20 protein-coding genes and 1 tRNA gene are annotated in these 21,402 nt (G+C 62.2%); 12 read left to right on the forward strand and 9 right to left on the reverse strand.

Annotated features, from left to right (window positions below; translation table 11 throughout):
• The first annotated feature begins 5 nt into the window (after positions 1-5).
• Positions 6-983 carry a hypothetical protein gene (locus tag IMX18_RS20625; RefSeq protein WP_054572929.1) on the forward strand — a complete coding sequence of 326 codons (978 nt, stop codon included), beginning with the start codon at positions 6-8 and terminating at the stop codon, positions 981-983.
• Positions 980-1,339: a hypothetical protein gene (locus IMX18_RS20630; RefSeq protein WP_015268939.1), complete on the forward strand. Its 360-nt coding sequence runs from the start codon at positions 980-982 to the stop codon at positions 1,337-1,339. The genes IMX18_RS20625 and IMX18_RS20630 overlap by 4 nt, the downstream gene beginning before the upstream one ends.
• Before the next feature lie 59 nt (positions 1,340-1,398).
• On the opposite strand, the gene IMX18_RS20635 is transcribed toward IMX18_RS20630, so the two are convergent.
• On the reverse strand, positions 1,399-1,623 hold the full coding sequence (locus tag IMX18_RS20635; RefSeq protein WP_015268938.1) for a hypothetical protein: 225 nt from the start codon (positions 1,621-1,623) through the stop codon (positions 1,399-1,401).
• 1,149 nt (positions 1,624-2,772) lie between these two features.
• Between IMX18_RS20635 and IMX18_RS20640 the strand changes: the two genes are divergently transcribed.
• The 9 genes from IMX18_RS20640 to IMX18_RS20680 all read left to right on the forward strand — a co-directional run bounded on the left by IMX18_RS20640 (position 2,773) and on the right by IMX18_RS20680 (position 11,575).
• Positions 2,773-4,494, forward strand: coding sequence for a tetratricopeptide repeat protein (locus IMX18_RS20640; protein ID WP_217190768.1), 1,722 nt, complete (start codon positions 2,773-2,775; stop codon positions 4,492-4,494).
• Between the two features lie 4 nt (positions 4,495-4,498).
• Positions 4,499-5,116, forward strand: coding sequence for a lipoprotein insertase outer membrane protein LolB (gene lolB / locus IMX18_RS20645; protein WP_013970898.1), 618 nt, complete (start codon positions 4,499-4,501; stop codon positions 5,114-5,116).
• Between the two features lie 3 nt (positions 5,117-5,119).
• On the forward strand, positions 5,120-5,980 hold the full coding sequence (ispE, locus tag IMX18_RS20650; RefSeq protein WP_013970897.1) for a 4-(cytidine 5'-diphospho)-2-C-methyl-D-erythritol kinase: 861 nt from the start codon (positions 5,120-5,122) through the stop codon (positions 5,978-5,980).
• Between the two features lie 20 nt (positions 5,981-6,000).
• A tRNA-Gln gene (locus IMX18_RS20655) sits at positions 6,001-6,075 on the forward strand.
• A gap of 47 nt (positions 6,076-6,122) precedes the next feature.
• Positions 6,123-7,064 (forward strand): ribose-phosphate pyrophosphokinase, encoded by a 942-nt coding sequence (locus IMX18_RS20660; protein WP_003247410.1) that lies wholly within the window; start codon positions 6,123-6,125, stop codon positions 7,062-7,064.
• A gap of 121 nt (positions 7,065-7,185) precedes the next feature.
• Entirely contained in the window at positions 7,186-7,779 is a 594-nt protein-coding gene (locus IMX18_RS20665) for a 50S ribosomal protein L25/general stress protein Ctc (RefSeq protein WP_013970896.1), read from the forward strand.
• Positions 7,780-7,858: 79 nt separating this feature from the next.
• Positions 7,859-8,443 (forward strand): aminoacyl-tRNA hydrolase, encoded by a 585-nt coding sequence (gene pth / locus IMX18_RS20670; protein ID WP_008099045.1) that lies wholly within the window; start codon positions 7,859-7,861, stop codon positions 8,441-8,443.
• Between the two features lie 24 nt (positions 8,444-8,467).
• Positions 8,468-9,568: a redox-regulated ATPase YchF gene (ychF, locus tag IMX18_RS20675; protein ID WP_013970895.1), complete on the forward strand. Its 1,101-nt coding sequence runs from the start codon at positions 8,468-8,470 to the stop codon at positions 9,566-9,568.
• A gap of 294 nt (positions 9,569-9,862) precedes the next feature.
• Positions 9,863-11,575 carry a SulP family inorganic anion transporter gene (locus tag IMX18_RS20680; RefSeq protein WP_054572319.1) on the forward strand — a complete coding sequence of 571 codons (1,713 nt, stop codon included), beginning with the start codon at positions 9,863-9,865 and terminating at the stop codon, positions 11,573-11,575.
• A 119-nt stretch (positions 11,576-11,694) separates the two neighbouring features.
• On the opposite strand, the gene IMX18_RS20685 is transcribed toward IMX18_RS20680, so the two are convergent.
• From IMX18_RS20685 to IMX18_RS20720, 8 genes are all read right to left on the reverse strand, one after another.
• Positions 11,695-12,705 carry a DUF2955 domain-containing protein gene (locus IMX18_RS20685; RefSeq protein ID WP_054572318.1) on the reverse strand — a complete coding sequence of 337 codons (1,011 nt, stop codon included), beginning with the start codon at positions 12,703-12,705 and terminating at the stop codon, positions 11,695-11,697.
• Positions 12,695-13,792 (reverse strand): HlyD family secretion protein, encoded by a 1,098-nt coding sequence (locus IMX18_RS20690; protein WP_217190765.1) that lies wholly within the window; start codon positions 13,790-13,792, stop codon positions 12,695-12,697. The genes IMX18_RS20685 and IMX18_RS20690 overlap by 11 nt, the downstream gene beginning before the upstream one ends.
• Complete coding sequence (locus IMX18_RS20695; RefSeq protein WP_054572316.1) at positions 13,789-15,309, reverse strand: efflux transporter outer membrane subunit; 1,521 nt, start codon at positions 15,307-15,309, stop codon at positions 13,789-13,791. Before IMX18_RS20695 ends, IMX18_RS20690 begins: the two co-directional genes overlap by 4 nt.
• 13 nt (positions 15,310-15,322) lie before the next feature.
• The gene (locus IMX18_RS20700) at positions 15,323-16,420 is read right to left on the reverse strand and encodes an AI-2E family transporter (protein ID WP_054572315.1); all 1,098 of its coding nucleotides are present in this window, start codon (positions 16,418-16,420) and stop codon (positions 15,323-15,325) included.
• Between the two features lie 39 nt (positions 16,421-16,459).
• A complete protein-coding gene (locus tag IMX18_RS20705; protein ID WP_100413034.1) occupies positions 16,460-17,656 on the reverse strand; it encodes a monovalent cation:proton antiporter-2 (CPA2) family protein in 1,197 nt (398 codons plus the stop codon).
• A gap of 35 nt (positions 17,657-17,691) precedes the next feature.
• Complete coding sequence (gene ppk2 / locus IMX18_RS20710; protein ID WP_015268930.1) at positions 17,692-18,510, reverse strand: polyphosphate kinase 2; 819 nt, start codon at positions 18,508-18,510, stop codon at positions 17,692-17,694.
• Positions 18,511-18,695: 185 nt separating this feature from the next.
• Positions 18,696-19,316 carry an isochorismate family cysteine hydrolase YcaC gene (ycaC, locus tag IMX18_RS20715; RefSeq protein ID WP_013970853.1) on the reverse strand — a complete coding sequence of 207 codons (621 nt, stop codon included), beginning with the start codon at positions 19,314-19,316 and terminating at the stop codon, positions 18,696-18,698.
• Between the two features lie 112 nt (positions 19,317-19,428).
• Positions 19,429-20,448, reverse strand: a complete 1,020-nt coding sequence (locus IMX18_RS20720) for a transporter (protein WP_085720819.1) — start codon at positions 20,446-20,448, stop codon at positions 19,429-19,431.
• Positions 20,449-20,921: 473 nt separating this feature from the next.
• Here IMX18_RS20720 and IMX18_RS20725 point away from each other — a divergent pair, with 473 nt between their 5' ends.
• Positions 20,922-21,311, forward strand: a complete 390-nt coding sequence (locus tag IMX18_RS20725) for a YybH family protein (protein ID WP_191471976.1) — start codon at positions 20,922-20,924, stop codon at positions 21,309-21,311.
• Positions 21,312-21,402: the final 91 nt, after the last annotated feature.

Consider the following 21,402-nt stretch of genomic DNA (forward strand, 5'->3'; position numbering starts at 1 on the left):
TCGCCATGTACGAAGCCCGCGCTTTCATCAACCCCAGGATGCAGAACTATCACACGCTCAAGGCCGGCCTTGCGCTTGGCGGGCATGCCGCAAGCAAGTTCGACATCCTGAATGCACACATTTACAACAGTGTGGTCAGAAGCGGCGAACTGGTGATCGTCGGCGACTGGTCTACACCTTCGTGTACCAGTCAGGAGGCTTATCTGATGTCTCAGGCCTCCATCACGCATATGGGGCTGATGCGCAGTGGCCAGGGGGCTGATGAGTTTTTTCTGGATAATTTCGAGTTGCTGAAGAGCTTGCTTGCCCATGCTTCACTGGGCGCAGGCGTGGTCAGCGACGGCTGGAGCAGGCATCTGAAGGCCATTCAGGACACGTTGCTGGAGATCGAGAAATTGCACAGAGAACATCTGGGTTCAGGGACGCTCAAAAACCGTGACCAGTTTTATGCCAAGCGTGCGGCACTGTTCTCGAAGCTTGACGAACAGTTGGGCAAACTGGCGGCGTTCGGCTCGGATTTGCGTAACAAGGGATCGATTAAAAGGACACTGGCCATATCCACGAAACGCTATTTGCACACCGGTGAGATTGCAGGGTATGCGAATAAGGTTGCCGGGGTAGGCAAGGCTGCCAGTTTGATAAAAAAAGGTACTTACATTGGCATAGCGCTTGATGTCGCAGCAACGGGCCTGGCGATTCGCCAAGCCTGTATGCTCGGCAGAGAAGATGAGTGCACGCGTGCAAAATTTCTCAATGGTGCGTCATTAGCCGGTGGTCTGACCGGCAGCGGCATAGGTGGATACATAGGAGGGACCATTGTTGCGCCCTTTGTATGTGCGGCTCTGGGAGTAGGGACGGCCGGTTTGGGGTCAATTACCTGCGCAGTCATTGGTGCTGCCGCAGGGGGGAAGCTAGGCGGTGACTTCGGAGGAGAAAAAGGCGAGGTGCTTGGTGACTTCCTATATCGAGAGTTCTCGCAATGATCAATATGGAACCGGGTCTGATCGCACTTATTCTCATCACCTCAATCGCAATCGCAATTACTGTCCAAATTTACGTTGCACATAAATACACCGAGCACTTTGAGTCTTTCTTACCCACCTCTCGTATCGTATCTGACAACATAAAAAACTATAAGCATGCTGGACTAATAGGAAAACTGATAAGAACTGGTCAAATTGCAACACTACTGGCCACACCCAAAATCTTCACTTATAGGGGCGCAGCAGATATCGAGGAAGTACAAAAATTTCCGCGCCGTGAAAGGCTTGTCTTGGTCAACCTCTGGGCTATTCACATCATATTATTCCTTGCACTCGTGCTGTCTCACTATCTATGACCCAATGGAGATACGACTTCGTATTCTGTTCAAGGACAAAGTTCTCCCGCAGCAATCGATCATTGGAAACTCAAGGCCGGCACTCGACGCGTGGCAAGGACTTGCAAACGACTGAGATTGTGGGGTGTGCAGTTAAGATCATAGGTGTGGTCAGGGCTGCCAACCTGATCAAAAAAGACACCTATATAGGTATTGCGCTGGAAGTCGCCGCGACGGGTCTTGAAATCCATAAAGCCTGCACCGCTGGCCGCGACAATGAGTGTAGAAAAGCTAAATACGTCCATGGATCTTCCTTGACAGGCAGTGTCGCCGTGGGAGGGATAGCAACAAGCTACGGCGGTGCTATTGCCACTAATATTTGTCTCGCTCTTGGCGTGCCCACAGTCGGTACAGGCGTACTTGTCTGCGCTGTTATTGGTGGGGCTGCGGGAGCCACAGGAGGAAGCATGCTTGGCGGTGCTGTAGGGGAAGCGCTCGGCGAAGTATTGTATGAAAAGGTAGGCAGCGAATGAGCACTGAAGCGGGTATTGTTGCATTTATAATTTTGGCCGCCATGACCGTCACGCTTTGCGTATCGTTCTACATATCAATCTATCATCTTGACAGGATCGAATCACTACTACCGAATAGCGCATTCGTGAGCGGGAATAAAAACCTTTTCACAAGCAGGCCTAATTGGAAAGGTAATGCGCACACTCTCAATATCAATACTACTAACAGTGCCAAAAATATATGCGCGAAAAAGCTTGGTTGACCTTGATGAGGTCACGAACTTCCCTATACGCATGAAGCGCACCCTGATCGTCTTAGGGGCTATGCACCCAACACTTATCGGAGCACTTATTTTATTTCGCATTTGGTTGCGCCCCCTTGGGCCTATTCCGTGACATCGGACGCCAAGAGGCTGGCTGTTGAGACATCAGCCCTAAGCTTTTTGCTTTCAGGTGTAGGCATTCACATCGAGTAGACATTCATTCGCGATAGTGGCGCCACGTCACCTTGACGCCCTTACGGCGGAACCCTTTTTGTCGTGGCAAAATGGAACCAAAAACCGTCGGCTCCCATCATCCGGCCCCTACGCTTCGCTCCGGGGCACCCTCGCTATGGGCCTGCTCCCGAGAGTACGCGCTGCAGGCCCCATCCATGGGGCCTCAGCGCTTGACGGGCATCCATGCCCGTCACCTCCCTCCGCAGTCCCTTCGCTCGGCCTCCTGAAGTCGCAATCTGCGGCGCCTGAACTATCGCGCGCTCAGAAGCAAGAGCAAGAGCAAAAATTCTGTGTTCTGGGCGCCGTGGCAGGCTCTGCGGCGAACCGCGCGGGCACAGCGCGGTCTGCATAAGCGAAGCGCAGCTTCATACCTTCGCAGGTGGGTTTGCCACCGCGCTTGTGTCATCATGCTCCGACCGCCGGTGAGTCCTTTTTAAAGCCTTCTATGAACAAACCATACGCATTGCTGCTTGCCTTCGCCCTGCTCCAGGGCTGCCAGAGCCTGGCCCCGCAAAAGGCCGAGCCTCCCGTCGCCGAGGCCGGCAAGAGCGAGGCGGAAAAACCCGTGGTGTATGGCTCGTTCAAGCAGGACACGCTCTACAGCCTGCTGGTGGCCGAACTGGCCGGCCAGCGCAACCGCTTCGACATCGCCCTGGCCAACTACACCGACCAGGCCGCGAAAACCCAGGACCCGGGGGTTTCCGAGCGCGCCTACCGCATTGCCGAATACCTCGGCGCCGACGAACCGGCACTGGACAACGCCCTGGTCTGGGCCCGCAACGACCCGCAGAACCTCGACGCCCAGCGCGCCGCCGCCATCCAGCTGGCCCGCGCCGGCCGCTATGACGACTCCATGACTTACATGGAAAAGGTCCTGCAGGGCCAAGGCGACACCCATTTCGATTTCCTCGCCCTGTCCGCCGCCGAAACCGACCAGAGCACCCGCGACGGCTTGCTGCAAAGCTTCGAACGCCTGCTGGTGAAGTACCCGGACAACAGCCAGCTGGTGTTCGGCAAGGCCCTGCTGCTGAACCAGGACGGCAAGGCCGAAGAAGCCTTGGAGTTGCTCGAGTCGCACCCGCCGCAAAACGGCGAAGTCGCCCCGGTCCTGCTGCGCGCGCGCCTGCTGCAAGCCCTGGACCGCGGCCCGGAGGCCCTGCCACTGCTGCGCGGGGCGATTCGCGACAACCCGGACGACAAGCGCCTGCGCCTGACCTACGCGCGCACCCTGGTCGAACAGGACCGCATCGCCGATGCCAAGGGCGAGTTCCTCAGCCTGGTCCAGCAATACCCCGAGGACGACGAGCTGCGCTATTCGCTGGCGCTGGTGTGCCTGGAAAACAAGGACTGGGATGAAGCCGAGGGCTACCTGCAGGAGCTGATCGAACGCGACAGCAACGTCGACGCCGCGCACCTGAACCTGGGCCGCATCCGCGAAGAGCGCCACGACCCTGCAGGCGCCCTGCGTGAATACGCCCTGGTCGGCCCGGGCCCCGACTACCTGCCGGCGCAGCTGCGCCAGGCCGACATCCTGATTGCCAACGGCCGTGGTACCGAAGCCTCGCGCCTGCTCGCCGATGCCCGCGAATCCCAGCCGGACTACGCCATACAGCTGTTCCTGATCGAATCGGAAAGCTACAGCAACAACAACAAGGACGCCCAGGCCAGCCAGGTGCTGCAGCAAGCCATCCAGCGCTACCCGGACGACCTCAACCTGCTGTACACCCGTGCCATGCTGGCGGAAAAGCGTGACGACCTGCCGCAGATGGAAAAAGACCTGCGCGCCATCATCGCCCGCGAGCCGGAAAACGCCATGGCCCTGAACGCCCTCGGCTACACCCTGGCCGACCGCACCACCCGCTACAGCGAAGCCAAGGCGCTGATCGACAAGGCCCATCAGCTGACCCCGGATGACCCGGCGGTGCTCGACAGCCTGGGTTGGGTCAATTACCGCCTGGGCAACCTCGACGAGGCTGAAACCTACCTGCGCAAGGCTTTTGCCAGCTTCCCAGACCACGAAGTGGCCGCCCACCTGGGCGAAGTGCTATGGGCCAACGGCAAGCGCCGCGAAGCCCGCCAGGTCTGGGCCAAGGGCTTCGAAGCCCAGGCCGACAGCCCCATCCTGCGCAAGACCATCATGCGCCTGACCGGATCCGAGACTCTCTAACGCCATGTTCCTGCGCCATTGCATTACCTTCACCCTGATCGCCCTGCTGGCCGGCTGTGCCGGCTTCGGTAGTCGCGAGGCCCTGCAGGGCCACGGCGACCCGCAGCAGTGGCGCGCCCATAAAGAGCAACTGAGCAGCCTCGATGGCTGGCAGATCAACGGCAAGGTCGGCATCCGTGCCCCGCGCGACTCCGGCAGCGGCACGCTGTTCTGGCTGCAACGCCAGGACTACTACGACATTCGCCTGGCCGGCCCGCTGGGCCGTGGCGCCGCTCGCCTGACCGGCCGCCCCGGCGGCGTGGTACTGGAAGTGGCCAACCAGGGCCGCTACGAGGCTCTCAGCCCCGAAGCCCTGCTGGAAGAACAACTGGGCTGGCAGTTGCCGGTCTCACACCTGGTCTGGTGGGTCCGCGGCCTGCCGGCCCCCGACAGCAAGAGCAAGCTGACCCTGGACGGCGACAGCCGCCTGGCCAGCCTCGACCAGGACGGCTGGCAGGTGCAATACCTGAGCTACACGGAACAGAACGGCTACTGGCTGCCCGAGCGTATGAAGCTGCACGGCAAGGACCTCGACGTGACACTGGTGGTCAAGGACTGGCAACCCCGCCAGCTGGGGCACTGATACATGCAGACCCTCACCCTGCCCGCTCCGGCCAAGCTCAACCTGTGGCTGCACATCATCGGCCGCCGTGCGGACGGCTATCACGAGCTGGAAACCGTGTTCCAGTTTCTCGATCACGGCGACGAACTGAGCTTTGCCGTGCGTGACGACGGCGTGATCCGCCTGCACACCGAGATCGAAGCAGTGCCGCATGACAGCAACCTGATCGTGCGTGCTGCGCGCAAGCTGCAGGAACAATCCGGCACGACGTTGGGCGCCGATATCTGGCTGACCAAGGTGCTGCCCATGGGCGGCGGCATCGGCGGCGGCAGCTCGGATGCCGCCACTACCCTGTTGGCCCTCGCCCACCTGTGGCAACTGGACTGGGACGAAGACCGCCTGGCCGCACTGGGCCTGAGCCTGGGCGCCGACGTACCGGTATTCGTGCGCGGCCACGCGGCATTCGCCCAGGGCGTGGGTGAACAATTGACCCCGGTTGACCCGGAAGAGCCCTGGTATGTCGTGCTTGTGCCGCAAGTGTCTGTCAGCACAGTAGAAATTTTTTCACATCCACAGTTGACACGTGATTCGCTCCCCCTTAAGATGCGCCCCGTTCCCGAGGGAAACAGTCGAAATGACTGCCAACCGGTGGTAGAGCAGAGTTACCCGGAAGTTCGCAATGCGTTGAATTCACTGGGTAAATTCACTGAGGCTCGACTGACCGGTACTGGAAGTTGTGTGTTTGGGGCCTTCCCAAGCAAAGCCGAAGCTGATAAAGTTCTGGCCCTTCTTTCAGCGACCCAAACAGGGTTTGTGGCGAAAGGAAGCAACGTTTCGATGTTGCATCGCAAGCTGCAAAGTCTGGTCAAGAAGTCGAGCGCATAAGCGTTCGCAGCAACAGATACAGGGGCGTCGCCAAGCGGTAAGGCAGCAGGTTTTGATCCTGCCATGCGTTGGTTCGAATCCAGCCGCCCCTGCCATTTTCCTTATACTCATCCAGGTTACCCTCAGCCTTCAGGTACTGCGCGTGTCCAAGATGATGGTCTTTACGGGGAACGCCAACCCCGATCTGGCTCGGCGTGTCGTACGTCAGCTGCATATCCCTCTCGGTGACGTTTCTGTCGGTAAGTTCTCCGACGGCGAGATCAGCACTGAGATCAATGAGAATGTCCGCGGTAAAGACGTCTTCATTATTCAGCCGACCTGTGCCCCGACCAACGATAACCTGATGGAACTGGTAGTGATGGCCGACGCCTTCCGCCGCTCCTCAGCATCCCGAATCACCGCCGTGATTCCTTACTTCGGATACGCCCGCCAGGACCGCCGTCCGCGTTCGGCACGTGTAGCCATCAGCGCCAAAGTCGTCGCTGACATGCTCACTGTCGTAGGTATCGACCGTGTACTCACCGTCGACCTGCACGCTGACCAGATCCAGGGTTTCTTCGATATCCCGGTCGACAACATCTACGGTTCGCCCGTACTGGTCGACGATATCGAGGACCAGCGTTTCGAGAACCTGATGATCGTCTCCCCGGACATCGGTGGTGTCGTGCGCGCACGTGCCGTCGCCAAGTCCCTGGGCGTCGACCTGGGTATCATCGACAAACGCCGCGAGAAGGCTAACCACTCCGAGGTCATGCACATCATCGGCGACGTCGAAGGGCGCACCTGCATCCTGGTAGACGACATGGTCGACACCGCCGGCACCCTGTGCCACGCGGCCAAAGCCCTGAAAGAACACGGCGCTGCCAAGGTTTACGCCTACTGCACGCACCCTGTCCTGTCGGGCCGCGCGATCGAGAACATCGAGAAGTCGGTACTGGACGAGCTGGTGGTGACCAACACCGTTCCGCTGTCCGCCGCTGCTCAAGCCTGTGACCGTATCCGCCAACTGGATATCGCACCGGTTGTCGCTGAAGCGGTCCGCCGCATCAGCAACGAAGAATCGATCAGCGCGATGTTCCGCTAAGCGGAACACACGCTGACGAAAAGCGCCCCGCCCCAACACTGGTTGTTGGGGCGGGGCTTTTTTGCCATCCCCGTTGGCGCTGGTCGCAAACGCCCTCGGGGGGCTACTTTGGAGAAACAAAATGACCGAATTCACTCTGAACGCCCAAGCGCGTACTGACCTGGGGAAAGGTGCGAGCCGCCGCCTGCGTCACTCCGCGAACATCCCAGCCGTTGTCTACGGTGGTAACCAGGACGCTCAGTCCCTGACCATCCTGGCCAAGGAAATCACCAAGCTGTTCGAAAACGAGGCTGCCTTCAGCCACGTTCTGGAACTGAACGTCGACGGCGCCAAGCAAAACGTCGTGGTCAAGGCTCTGCAGCGCCACCCGGCCAAAGGCTTCATCATGCACGCCGACTTCGTTCGCGTCGTTGCTGGCCAGAAACTGACCGCCAAGGTACCGGTTCACTTCATCAATGAAGAAGCCCCGGTCAAGAAAGGCGGCGAGATCTCCCACGTAGAAGCCGAGATCGAAGTTTCCTGCGAAGCCAAAGACCTGCCTGAGTTCATCGAAGTCGACCTGGCCAACGCTGAAATCGGCACCATCATCCACCTGTCGGACCTGAAAGCTCCGAAAGGCGTAGAGTTCGTAGCTCTGGCCCACGGTGATGACAAAGCTGTTGCCAACGTTCACGCTCCACGCGTTGCTCCAGAAGCAGAAGGCGCTGCCGAGTAATCCACTCGCGCGCCGGCGTTGATCGGGTTACAGTGCCGCGCGCCCTGTAACCCACCAACTCCAAGGAAGAGCCCCTGACGTGACCGCCATCCAGTTGATCGTCGGCCTGGGTAACCCCGGCCCCGAATACGAACAGACCCGGCATAACGCAGGGGCTCTTTTCGTTGAACGCATTGCCAGCGCCCAGCGCGTCTCGTTGACCGCTGACCGCAAATATTTCGGCCTGACGGCTAAGTTCAGCCATCAGGGCAACGACGTTCGTCTGCTCATCCCCACCACCTACATGAACCGTAGCGGCCAGTCCGTGGCGGCCTTGGCCAATTTCTTCCGCATCAAGCCGGAAGCGATCCTGGTGGCGCATGACGAACTCGACCTGCCCCCGGGCGTCGCCAAGCTCAAGCGCGGCGGTGGCCATGGTGGGCACAACGGCCTGCGCGACATCATCGCGCAGCTCGGCAACCAGAACGACTTCCACCGCCTGCGGCTTGGCATCGGCCACCCGGGCGACGCCAAACTGGTCTCCAACTTCGTCCTGGGCCGCGCGCCACGCGCCGAGCAGGAGAAGCTCGACGCCAGCATCGATTTTGCCCTCGGCGTGCTGCCGGACGTGCTTGCCGGCGACTTCGCCAAGGCGATGCGCGAGCTGCACAGCCAGAAGGCCTGATTTCCTTTAGAGAGGGGAATACCCATGGGTTTCAATTGCGGCATCGTCGGCCTGCCCAACGTCGGCAAGTCCACCCTGTTCAACGCCCTGACCAAGTCTGGCATCGCGGCGGAGAACTTCCCCTTCTGCACCATCGAGCCTAACAGCGGCATCGTGCCGATGCCCGATGCGCGCTTGAATGCACTGGCTGAAATCGTCAAGCCAAACCGCATCCTGCCGACCACCATGGAGTTCGTCGACATCGCCGGCCTGGTGGCTGGTGCCTCGAAAGGCGAAGGCCTGGGCAACAAGTTCCTCGCCAACATCCGCGAGACCGACGCCATTGCCCACGTGGTGCGCTGCTTCGAAGACGAGAACGTGATCCACGTTTCCAACAGCGTCGACCCCAAGCGTGACATCGAGATCATCGACCTCGAGCTGATCTTCGCCGACCTCGACAGCTGCGAGAAGCAGCTGCAGAAGGTTGCCCGCAACGCCAAGGGCGGCGACAAGGAAGCCCTGGCGCAGAAGGCCATCCTCGAACAGCTGATCCCGCACTTCACCGAAGGCAAGCCAGCGCGCAGCCTGATGAAGAACATGAGCGCCGAAGACAAGGCGGTCATCCGCGGCTTCCACCTGCTGACCAGCAAGCCGGTCATGTACATCGCCAACGTGGCCGAAGACGGCTTCGACAACAACCCGCACCTGGACGTGGTCAAGGCCATCGCCGAGGAAGAAGGCGCGGTAGTGGTGCCGGTGTGCAACAAGATCGAAGCGGAAATCGCCGAACTGGAAGACGGTGAAGAGAAGGATATGTTCCTCGAGGCCCTGGGCCTGGAAGAGCCTGGCCTGAACCGCGTTATCCGCGCCGGTTATGAGCTGCTGAACCTGCAGACCTACTTCACTGCCGGCGTGCAGGAAGTACGCGCCTGGACCGTACGCGTCGGTGCTACCGCACCACAGGCCGCTGGCGTGATCCACACCGACTTCGAAAAAGGTTTCATCCGCGCTGAAGTGGTGGCCTATGACGACTTCATCCAGTTCAAGGGTGAGAGCGGTGCCAAGGAAGCCGGTAAATGGCGTTTGGAAGGCAAGGACTACATCGTCAAGGACGGTGACGTGATGCACTTCCGCTTCAACGTCTAAGCGCCAGACTGCAGTACCTACGAACCCCTTGAGGCCAACGCCTCAAGGGGTTTTGTTTTTTCTGATCATGCACACCCCCTTCAGGAGCAGCCCCAACAATATTTGCAACGCCGCTGAAATCAGGGGCTGCTTTGCAGCCCTTTCGCGACACAAGGCCGCTCCTACAACGGAACGCGTCGCCTGAACCAACGCATTCCCCTGTAGGAGCGGCCTTGTGTCGCGATGGGCCGCAGAGCGGCCCCGGAATTCAGCATCTAAGCTGTGATTCAGCACCCTCCCCTGGACGCACGCACCATGCCCGAAAAAACCCGCCTCGACTGGCAACGCTGGTTACCCGGCCTGGTCACCCTGCTCCACTACCAACCCGCCTGGCTGCCCAAAGACATCGCCGCAGGCCTGGTGCTCACCACCATGCTGGTGCCGGTGGGTATCGCTTATGCCGAAGCTTCCGGCGTACCTGGCATCTACGGCCTGTACGCCACCATCATCCCGCTGTTGGCCTACGCCCTGTTCGGCCCCAGCCGCATCCTGGTGCTGGGCCCGGACTCGGCGCTGGCCGCGCCGATCCTGGCAGTGGTGGTGCAATACGCCGCCAGCGACCCGCAACGGGCAATCGCCATCGCCAGCATGATGGCCCTGGTCGCCGGGGCGTTCTGTGTGATCGCCGGTTTGCTGCGCCTGGGCTTCATCACCGAACTGCTGTCCAAGCCGATCCGCTATGGCTACATGAACGGCATCGCCCTCACGGTGCTGATCAGCCAGTTGCCCAAACTGTTCGGCCTGTCGGTCGACAGCCAGGGCCCGCTGCGGGATACCTGGAACCTGATCCAGGCATTGCTCGCCGGCCATGGCCATTGGCCAAGCTTCGTGGTCGGTGGCGGTAGCCTGGCGCTGATCCTGCTGCTCAAGCCGTTCAAGCGTTTGCCGGGCATTCTCATTGCTGTGGTGCTGGCCACGCTGGCGGTGAGCCTGCTGGGGCTCGACCAGCAAGGCGTGAAAGTGCTCGGCGAACTGCCCCAGGGGCTACCCAGCTTCGTGTTCCCCTGGGTCAGCGATATCGACCTGGTGGAGGTGCTGCTCGGCGGCATCGCAGTAGCGTTGGTGTCGTTCGCCGATACCAGTGTGCTGTCACGTTCATACGCCGCGCGCATGAAGGCCCCGGTCAACCCCAACCAGGAAATGTTCGGCCTGGGTGTGGCCAACCTGGCCTCGGGGCTGTTCCAGGGCATCCCCATCAGCAGCAGCTCATCGCGCACCCCCGTGGCCGAAGCGGCCGGCTCGCAGACTCAGCTCACCGGCATCATCGGCGCGCTGGCGGTGACCCTGTTGCTGCTGGTGGCGCCCAACCTGATGCAACACCTGCCCAACAGCGCCCTGGCGGCAGTGGTGATTGCCGCAGCATTGGGCCTGTTCGAGTTCGCCGACCTCAAGCGCATCTTCCGCATGCAGCAATGGGAATTCTGGCTGTCGTTCACCTGTTTCGTCGGTGTGGCGGTGTTCGGGGCGATTCCCGGTATCGGCATTGCCGTGGCGATATCAGTGATCGAATTCCTGTGGGACGGCTGGCGGCCGCATCATGCGGTGCTGGGACGGGTGGATGGCACCCGCGGTTACCATGATGTGCAGCGTTATCCACAGGCCCGACGCATTCCGGGGCTGGTGCTGCTGCGTTGGGATGCCCCGCTGTTCTTTGCCAATGCCGAACAGTTCCAGAGCACGGTGATGGCGGCGGTGGATGCATCGCCTACCCCGGTACAACGGCTGGTGATCGCGGCAGAGCCGGTGACCAGCATCGATATCACCTCGGCGGACATGCTGGCCGAGCTGGACCGGGCGCTGGAGGCGCGGGGGGTGGAGTTGCAGTTTGCCGAGATGAAGGACCCGGTAAAGGACAAGATGCGGCAGTTCGAGTTGTTCGAGCATATGGGGGAGTCGGCATTTCATCCCACTGTTGGGGCAGCGGTGGATGCCTACCTTGAAGAGAGTGGGGTTGACTGGAAGCCCTAGGTTTTCCTGGGCTGGCCTCTTCGCGGGCATGCCCGCTCCCACAGGGACCGCACAAACCTCAAGGTTGTCGCTGTACCTGTGGGAGCGGGCGTGCCCGCGAAGAGGCCAGTACAGAAGAACTAAGCAGTCCGAACCCGCCGCCGATCAATCCATATGAGCATGGCACTGGCGTACACCGACACCGCCAGAAACAGCGCCATGCGCACGGCAAAGGCGCGGTAAACATCCTGCCCTCCCGCGCTGTCCTGCACCGACTGCCCCAGCAAGATCAGCATGGTCGTCAGGCAACTCACCCAGTACGCCGGGCTTTGCCTGGTATCCACCGCCCGGTAAAGCCTGCGCCCCTGCCAAAGGACGAACAGCAGCACCCACAGGAAAAACATCCACAGGTGCACGAACAGGCTCAACGCGCCCCACATCAATATCGCCAGCAACCCGGCCAGCAAGGTCGAGCCGATCAGTTCGCGGCTGGCATGCCGTGCGCGGGTCTCACCGGCCTGCTGCCCCAGGCTCACTGCCTTCATGATCAGCGGCATGTACTGGTCCGGGGCGATCAGCGCCAGCAAGAAGGCCGGCATGACGATCAACGTAGCACGCAAGGCAACCCAGCTCACCTGGTCACTGTCGAGCAGAGGCGGTGCCGGTTGCGCCGGCGCATCGGCCGGCTCGGGAAACAGCACATGCGCCGCTGCCGTGCCCAGCACCGCCAGCAGCATGCCTTTGGCCAGCGCTTCGACCACCGACAGCGCCAGGCTGAAGTCGCTGGTGCCGGCGGCAGCGATCATGGTCAGGCCGATAACCAGCAAATTGGCCAACAGGCCATTGCCGCCTTTCAGTGCATAACGCAAGGTAAGGAAAACCCCCACACTCACCAGCAACACCCCGCTTACCGGGGCATGGCGCAGCAGCGGAATCAGCAGCAGCCCGCTGCCGCAGGCAAGCAGCACCAGCACCGCCAAGGCCGGTGCCGCACGCAGGGGCAAGGGCTGGCTGCGCATGGCCAGCAACAACACCGCGAACACCGGCGCCAGGATCGGTACCGGCAAGCCGATGCCGAAACTCACCGCCAGGCAAAGCGCCACGCCCCAGGCCAGGCGCAGGGCACGCAGGCGGCGTAGTTCAATAGGCATACGACAGCCAGCTCATCAGCCACATGAACAGCCGGCCTAGCAGGTTCAATGGGTTGCCCTCGCTTGGCAGGGCCATGACTTCGGCCTGGCCACCGACCCGCAATACGGTCTTGTCCTGCAACTGGTCACGCTCCAGTTCGACGATAACCGGGAAGCGCTGTGCGGAGCGCAGCCACTCGCGGCTGTTCTGTACGGTCGGCAACGTACCTGGCGGGGCACTCTGGCCTACGCTCACACCGTAGCCGATGCTGCGAATGCGCCCCTTCAACACCGTGCCGGGCAGCGCATCGAGCACTACCAGCACCGGGGTTTCAGGGCGCAGCCGACCTAGGTTGTTCTCGGTCATGTCGGCACTTATCCACACGTCATGGATGGCGATCAGGGTCATCATCGGGCTGCCGGCGCCGACATAATGGCCAACGTCGGTGCGCAGGTCGGTGATCAGCCCGTTTGCATCGGCGCGTACCACGGTACGCGCCAGGTCCAGCCGGGCTTTTTCCACATTGGCCGCCGCGCTGCGCAGTTGGGCGTTGTCGTCCTGCGCCCCGCCCTGCTGCTCACGGGCCCGCTCCACTTCGGCACGGGCTGCCGCGACCTGGCTGATGGCCTGATCGCGGTTGGCCTGGGCGCCCTCCAGGCGGCGCACCGATACCGTGCCCGGGTCTTCATCGATCAGGCGCTTGAGCCGCTCGGCGTCCTGCCGCGCCTTGCGCTCGTTGGCCTGGGCCGCCACCAGCGCCGCCTGGGCCGAGTCGATGCCAGCGGTGTGGGCACCGATCTGCCGGCGTACCGTGTCCAGGTCGGCTTCGGCGCGGGCCAGGGCGATGCGGTACTGTTCCTGGTCCAGTTCGAACAGCACATCGCCCTTGCGTACTTCCTGGTTGTTGCCCACCGCCACACGCTTCACCTGCCCAGCCACCTCGGCACTCACCGGCACCACGTAGGCCTGCAGGCGGGCCTGCTGGGTATAGGGCGTGAAACGGTCGGCCAGCAGGTACCACAGCAGGCTCACGGCAATCAGCAGCAGCACCCAGCGCATGCCGCGATCGGGGGCTGGCGGGGGTGGCGTCGGCGTAGCGTCGCTCATTTCGTTTCACCTTGTGCATGTGCGCTGGGGCCCGGCTCGTCGAGCAGTTCGCCCCAATCGGTGCGTTGCTGCATCTGCTGGCGGGTGGCCGGGTCGATCGGTGCGCGGCTGGCGTCCCAGCCGCCGCCAAGGGCCTTGTACAGCGTCACCAGGCTGCTGACGGCATTGCCGCGGCTGACCAGGTAGCCGTCCTGTTGCTGCAGCAGCAGTTGCTGGGCGTCGAGCACGCGCTGGAAGTCGGCAAAGCCTTCGCGGTACTGCGAGCTGGCCAGGTTCAGCGAGCGCTGCGCGGCCTGCGAGGCCTGGTCGCGGATACTTGCGCTCTGCAGCGAGCGCACCAGCCCGCTGGCGGCATCGTCGGCCTCACGGGCGGCTTCGCGCACATCCTGGTGATACAGCTCGATCAGTTGCTGCAAGCGGGCATCTTCCACGCGCACAGCGTTCTTGCGTCGGCCGTAGTCGAACGGGTTCCAGATCAGGCTGGGCCCGGCGGCGATGTCGAAGGTATCAGGCAAATGATTGGCCGTGACGAAACTCCAGCCGATGCTGCCCAACAGGCTCAGTTGTGGATAAAGGTCGGCCTCGGCCACCCCGACCAGCGCCGACTGCGCCGCTACCGCCTGCTCGGCGGCACGGATGTCCGGGCGGCGCTGCAGCAGGCGGGCGGGCACATCCTGCAGCACGGCACGGTTCGGCAACGGCAACTGGCCGTGACCGGCATCCAGCTGTGGCAGCGGCCCGGGCGCGCGGCCCAGCAGCGAGCACAGCACGTTGCGCAGGGCATTGAGCTGGTTCTGGAACTCGGGGATGGTGGCCTGGGTAGCCAGATACTGGGTGCGCGCCTGTTGCCAGTCGAGTTCGTCGTTTTCGCCATGACGGAACAGCCGCTCGGTTATCTCCAGGCTGCGCTCCTGGCGGCGGGCGTTTTCTTCGGCGATATCCAGCCGCGCCTCGGCGGTGCGCAGGGCAAAGTAGGTGTCGGCCACCTGCGCACGCAACAGCAGCATGGCATCGGCGTAATTGGCCTGGGAGGCGAAGTAGACGGCGTCGGCGCTTTCGATTGCGCGACTGAAGCGCCCCCAGAAGTCGATTTCCCAGCCGATGTCGAAGCCCGCGCTGGATTGCCAGAACACCGAATCGCGAGCGGTGGCGGTACCGGACTGATCCTGTTTCAGGTAAAGGCTCTGTGCGCGCAGTTGCTGCAGCTGTGGATAACGCCCGGTCTGCACGATGGCCAACTGGGCGCGGGCTTCGGCAACGCGCAAACCAGCCACGCGCAGGTTGCTGTTATTGGCATCGGCCTCGGCGATCAAGGCATCCAGGGCAGGGTCGGCGAACACGGCCCACCACTGGCGCAGGTCGGGCGCCGCGGCCTGCTGCCCGGCCTGCTCCAGCAGCGGGGTGTTCCAGGTGCCCAGCCACGGGTCCTGCGTCGGCTGGAAATCCGGGCCGACCTGGGTACAGCCCACCAACGCGGCAGCCAGGCTCAGTGCACAACCACAGAAGCGTCCGGGCATGGCAGGCCTTGGCTTACGCCGACGGTTCGACGGGATTTTCCGGCACCTGCAGCGCCACCCACTGCCAGAACAGTACATAAGTGACGCCCAGGATCACCGGCCCGATGAACAGGCCGATGATGCCTTTGACCACCATGCCGCCCAGTGCCCCGATCAGCACCACCGGCATCGGCACGTCCACCCCGCGCCCCAGCAGCAGCGGCTTGAGCACGTTGTCGGCAAGCCCGGCGACGAAGGTGTAGATGGCGAAAATGATGGTCGCCACGGTAAAGCCTTCGACGTTGAAGATGTAGATGATCACCGGCACCGTTATCAACGTGGCCGGTGCCTGGGCAATCCCCAGCATGAGGATGACGATTGCCAGCATCCCCGCCCCCGGTACCCCTTTGATGACGAAGCCGACACCGATCAGCAGCATCTGGATGAAGGCAATGCCGATCACGCCCTGGGCCACCGCGCGAATGGTGGCGGTGCACAGCTTGGCCAATGGCTTGCCGCGCTCCTCCCCCGACACCCGCATGGCGATGCGCTGCGCCGCGATTTCGCCGCGGTCACCGAACGCCATGATGATGCCCGAGACGATGATCGCCGCGATGAACAGCAGGAACGCGCCGCCTGCGCTGGCTGCTGCCCCCAGCACCGTGCGCCCGGCACCCTTGAGCTGGGGCATCCACTGGTTCAGCACACCGGCCATGTTTTCCGAGGCGGCCAGCCACAAGGCATGCACCTTCGGCCCGATCAGCGGCCAGGCCGCCACCGAGTCGGGAGGGGCCGGCACGCTCCAGGTACCGCTCTTGAGCAGCGTCACCAGGCTGTCCACCGACTCGCCGATGGACATCACCACCAGGTAGATCGGCACCAGCAGCACGACCAGTACCAGCAGAACGACCAGCGTCGCCGAAAGCCCGTCCTTGAGCCCTGTGCGGCGCTGGATGCGGCAATACAACGGGTACAAGGTCACCGCCAGGATCACCGACCACAGCATCAGCTCCAGGAACGGCTGGAACGTCTGGAAGGCGAATATCACCAGCGCAGCCACCAGGCCGGCCTTGATGAGCACATCGAGCAAGCCCCGCGACAGGCGGCTGTCCATCTTGATACCCGGTTGCATGCTTCACCTCCGAACTCCAGGTGCGCCATGTGGCGCGATTCAGTGGCCCGCTTCAGGGGCTGCCGGTGTGGGGCTGTCGTCACGCAACTGCCGCGCCAGGGCCATCATTACCAACGGCACTACCGCCATCGACAAGGTGATGGCCAGCACCAGCAGGTCATGCACCTGCTGCGCAAGCACCTGATGATCCAACGCCAGCTTGAACACCACGAAGGCAAACTCGCCGCCAGACGCCAGCACCACGCTCAGGCACAGCGCCTGGGCCTGGGTGAGCCCACCTGCGGTGCGGCCCAGGCCATAAAGCAGCGGCAATTTGATCATCACCAGCAGCAGGGTCAGCCCCAGCACCATTAACGGCATGCCGAACAGCAGGCGCAGGTCGGCGCTCATCCCCACGCCAACGAAGAACAGCCCCAGCAGCAAACCCTTGATGGGCTCGATCTGGGTTTCCAGTTCGTGACGGAAAGGCGACTCGGCCATCAATACGCCCGCCAGAAATGCCCCCAGCGCCATCGACACGCCCACGTGCTCCATCACCCAGGCGGTGCCCAGCACCACCAGCAAGGCGGTAGCGGTAGACAGCTCGGGCAGGCCCGAACCGACTGTCCATTTGAAGACAGGGGTCAACAGGTAGCGGCCAAAGATGATCAGCACACCTATGCCAACCACCACCGCCAACACCGGCCAGGCGCCTTCGTCGGCGGTACTGACATCACCACCGAGCAGCGGCACCACGGCAATCAGCGGGATCGCGGCAATGTCCTGGAACAGCAGGATCGCCACGGCCAGGCGGCCGTGCGGCTTGCCCAGGTCCTTGCGCTCGGCCAGTACCTGCAGGCCAAACGCTGTGGACGACAGCGCAAGGCCCAGGCCCAGCACGATGGCAGCCGGCTTCGACTGGCCGAACAGCCAGTACGCCAGCAGGCCAAGCACTACAGCACTCAGGCCCACTTGTAGCGAGCCGACGCCAAACAGCGCCCGGCGCATGCTCCACAAACGTCGCGGCGACAGCTCCAGGCCGATGACGAACAGCAGCATCACCACACCCATCTCCGACAGGCGTGCCACGTTATCCGGGTTGTTCAGCAAGCCAAATACCGATGGCCCTATGAGGATGCCCGCCAGCAGATAGCCGGGCACCGCCCCCATTTTCAATCGCTGCGCCAGCGGTACCAGAAGCACCACGGCCAGCAGGAACACCACCGTCGCCTGCAACAGGCTGCCATCATGTGGCATAGGCTCGCACCCTCGCTGCTCCCCGTGGGGAGAGATCAGAAACGCTCTTCGACGACCTTGAACGGGTAGTTGACGGCCTTGTATTTGCCGATCTTGCCGCGCTTGGGCAACTTCACCAGCCCGTCGCGGGTAATGTCCTTGTAGGGAATGCGCGTCAGCAGATGGCTGATGATGTTCAGCCGGGCACGGCGCTTGTCGTTGGAATGGGCCATGAACCACGGTGCCCAGGACGAATCAGAGGCGGCGAACATGTCGTCGCGGGCCCGGGTGTATTCATCCCAGCGTGTGTATGACTTGAGGTCCATCGGCGACAGCTTCCACAGCTTGCGGCCATCGTTGATACGGTCCTGCAGGCGGCGGGTCTGCTCTTCGGCGCTGACCTCCAGCCAGTACTTGATGAGGATGATCCCCGACTCGACCATCATCTTTTCGAACAGCGGCACCACGGTGAGAAACTTGCTGCTCTGCTCTTCACTGCAGAAGCCCATCACTCGCTCGACACCGGCGCGGTTGTACCAGCTGCGGTCGAAGATCACTACCTCGCCCGCGGCAGGCAGGTGGCCCAGGTAGCGTTGCACATACATCTGGCTCTTTTCCCGCTCGGTTGGCGCCGGCAGCGCCACCACGCGGAATACTCGCGGGCTGACGCGCTCGGTAATGGCCTTGATGGTACCGCCCTTGCCGGCGCCATCGCGGCCCTCGAAGACAATGCACACCTTCAGGCCCTTGGCCACCACCCATTCCTGCAGCTTCACCAGCTCCACATGCAGCTGCTTGAGTTCCTTCTCGTACGCCTTGCCGCCCAGTTTCTCTGGATGGTCCTTGGGGTCTCTCTTCCTGGACGACTTCGACATGGCGCTCTCCTGAGGGCGAATGAAGAGTCAGTATGGTCGATCCATGGCAGTTTGCCGCTTCGCTTGTGGTGAGTGTTCCGGGGAGGGTGTGGGAGCGGGTTTACCCGCGAATGCGTCATTGAAGCTACCGACGCATTCGCGGGTGAACCCGCTCCCACAGGGTACTCGGTGCCTCCAAGGCCGGACTACTTGGCCATCTTGTTATAGCTGGTCATCAGGTTGCGGTAGTCCGGAATATGGTTGGAGAACAGGGTCCCCAGCCCTTCAATGTCATTGCGCCAGTCACGGTGCAGCTCGCAGGCCACGCCGAACCAGGTCATCAGTTGCGCCCCGGCGGCCTCCATGCGCCGCCAGGCCGAGTCACGGGTCAGTTCGTTGAAGGTGCCGGAGGCATCGGTGACGACAAATACCTCGAAGCCCTCCTCCAGCGCCGACAGAGCCGGGAAGGCCACGCACACTTCGGTCACCACGCCGGCGATCAGCAGCTGCTTCTTGCCGGTAGCCTTGACGGCCTTGACGAAGTCCTCGTTGTCCCAGGCGTTGATGTTGCCAGGCCGGGCGATGTACGGGGCGTCGGGGAACTGCTCTTTCAGTTCGGGCACCAGCGGGCCGTTGGGGCCGGTCTCGAAACTGGTGGTGAGAATGGTCGGCAGCTTGAAGTACTTGGCCAGGTCCGACAGGGCCAGGACGTTGTTCTTGAAGCGGTCGGGGTCGATGTCCCTTACCAGCGAGAGCAGGCCGGTCTGGTGGTCGACCAGCAGCACGGCGGCGTTGTTCTTGTCCAGACGCTTGTATTGGAAGGCCATGACGGGTTTCCTTGCTTTAGCAGGTTGGAGTATCAGCGTAGGCAAGGATGGCGGGGTGGGGAGGCCGTCGGTCGATTCGTTTTGGCCTGTCCCGGCCAACACAACAATTGAGTCAGTACTCGCGCCGCTTGCGAAACGCCCAGCGCCCCACCAGCACGGTGAAGGTCGCCACCAGGGCCACCAGCACCCAGAAACCATGGGGGTTTTCCGCCAGCGGCACACCCCCGACGTTCATGCCGAAGAAGCCGGCGATGATGTTGATCGGCAGCGCCAGCACGGTCACCACGGTCAGGGTGAACAGGGTGCGGTTGGTCTGTTCGTTGAGCTTGGCGGCGATTTCTTCCTGCAACAGCTTGATCCGCTCACCGAGGGCGGTGAGGTCGCTGATCACCAGGGTGAACTCTTCTGTGGCCGCGCGCAGCTGGCGTATGTCCTGTTCCTGCAGCCAGTCGGGCGGCCGGTTGAGCAGGCGCAGCAGCGCCCCCGGCTCCAGCGCCAGCAGGCGCTGCAAGCGCACCAGCACCCGGCGCATGCTGCCCAGTTCGGCGCGGTTGTCGCTCAGGCGCTGGGACAGCAACTGGTCTTCGATGCGGTCGACGCTGGCGGTGGTTTCACGCACGATCTGGGTCAGCACATCGCCCTGGTCGCGCAACAGATGGACCAGCAACTCGATGGACGAATGAAAGCGCTCGCCATGCTTGACCGACGAGCGCAGCTTGTCCACCGAATGCAGCGGCTGCAACCGCGCGCTTACCAGCAACTGGCTGCTGGCGCAGGCCCACAGCGTGGAGATGTCCGAGGACACCAGGCCGAAGTTGAACACCACATCGTTGACCACCGCCAGCAGCGCCGAGTCGGCGTGTTCGATACGGGTCGAGCGCGAACCTTCGCGCAGGGTTTCGAAGAAGGCTTCGGGCAACTGCAGGTGGGTGCGCAACCAGCGTTCGCAGGCAGCGTGGGCCAGGTTCAGGTGCACCCAGAGAAACTCGCCAGGTTCCAGCGGCTGGCCGAGCGTGCGCAACAATTGCGCCGAATCGATTTCGCGCCCCGGCTGGCCAGGGCGGAAGGCGAAGGCGTAGAGCAGGCCGAACAGGTCGTGGTCCTGTGGCAGATGCAGCGCGGGATGGCCCATTCGAACTCGCAATGAGGCACGGGGAGATGGCAGAAAGGTTGCTGAATATTCGTTGCAGTCAGATGACAGCAGACTCCGCAAGCACGGCCAGCACAATCCCTGTGGGAGATTACCCAGCCCTTTTGGGCTGCGCTGTCGCGCAGAGAACAAATATCGCTCGTCTGACGCGGCCTTTGTAGGAGCAGCCTTGTGCTGCGAAGAGGCCGGTACAAGCGATAGAAAGGCTTTGTCAGTACCGGCCTCTTCGCAGCACAAGGCTGCTCCTACAGAACCTCGCCGAACCAATGAGTCATGTGCTGTTCTATGAGAGCGGGCACGCCCGCTCCCACAGGACGCGCAGTGCGAAACCTGAGAAAGCGCAGCCATCACTTCACAAATTCCTGAACTGATTATTTGCCCGCAGCGATTTTTCCCCTCGCCAACCGCCACCAGAATCGCTTCACCACAATCACAAGAACCGTGAGGCCACTCCCGTGGACCAGACACTCCAGGTACGGCAAGCCGCCGCCGACCTCGTTGCGGCGTTCGCCAGCAACGACACCGTTCGCTATTTCGCCTGCTTCAGCGAAGACGCCACCTTCCTTTTCCACACCCTGCCGCAACCGCTGCTGTCGCGCCATGCCTACGAGCAACTCTGGGCTCAGTGGCAAGCCGACGGGTTTGCCGTGCTCGCCTGCGAATCGGGCAATGCCCAGGTGAGCCTGCAAGGTGACGTGGCGATCTTCATGCACGATGTGGCCACGCACATCCGCATCGCCGGCGAAGAACACCAGTTGAGCGAGCGCGAGACCATCGTCTTCCGCCGCCACGGCGAACGGTGGCTGGCCTGCCACGAGCACCTGTCGGTCGTATCGCCGGCCTGATCCCCTTTACGCGGCCCTGCCGCCCTGCCATCGCACCCACAAGAAGGCCCGCGCACTGCGCCGGCCCACAACAACCGCGCTGGAGCATCAC

It is taken from the genome of Pseudomonas shirazica, assembly GCF_015168335.1.
GTDB classification, from domain to species: domain Bacteria; phylum Pseudomonadota; class Gammaproteobacteria; order Pseudomonadales; family Pseudomonadaceae; genus Aquipseudomonas; species Aquipseudomonas asiatica.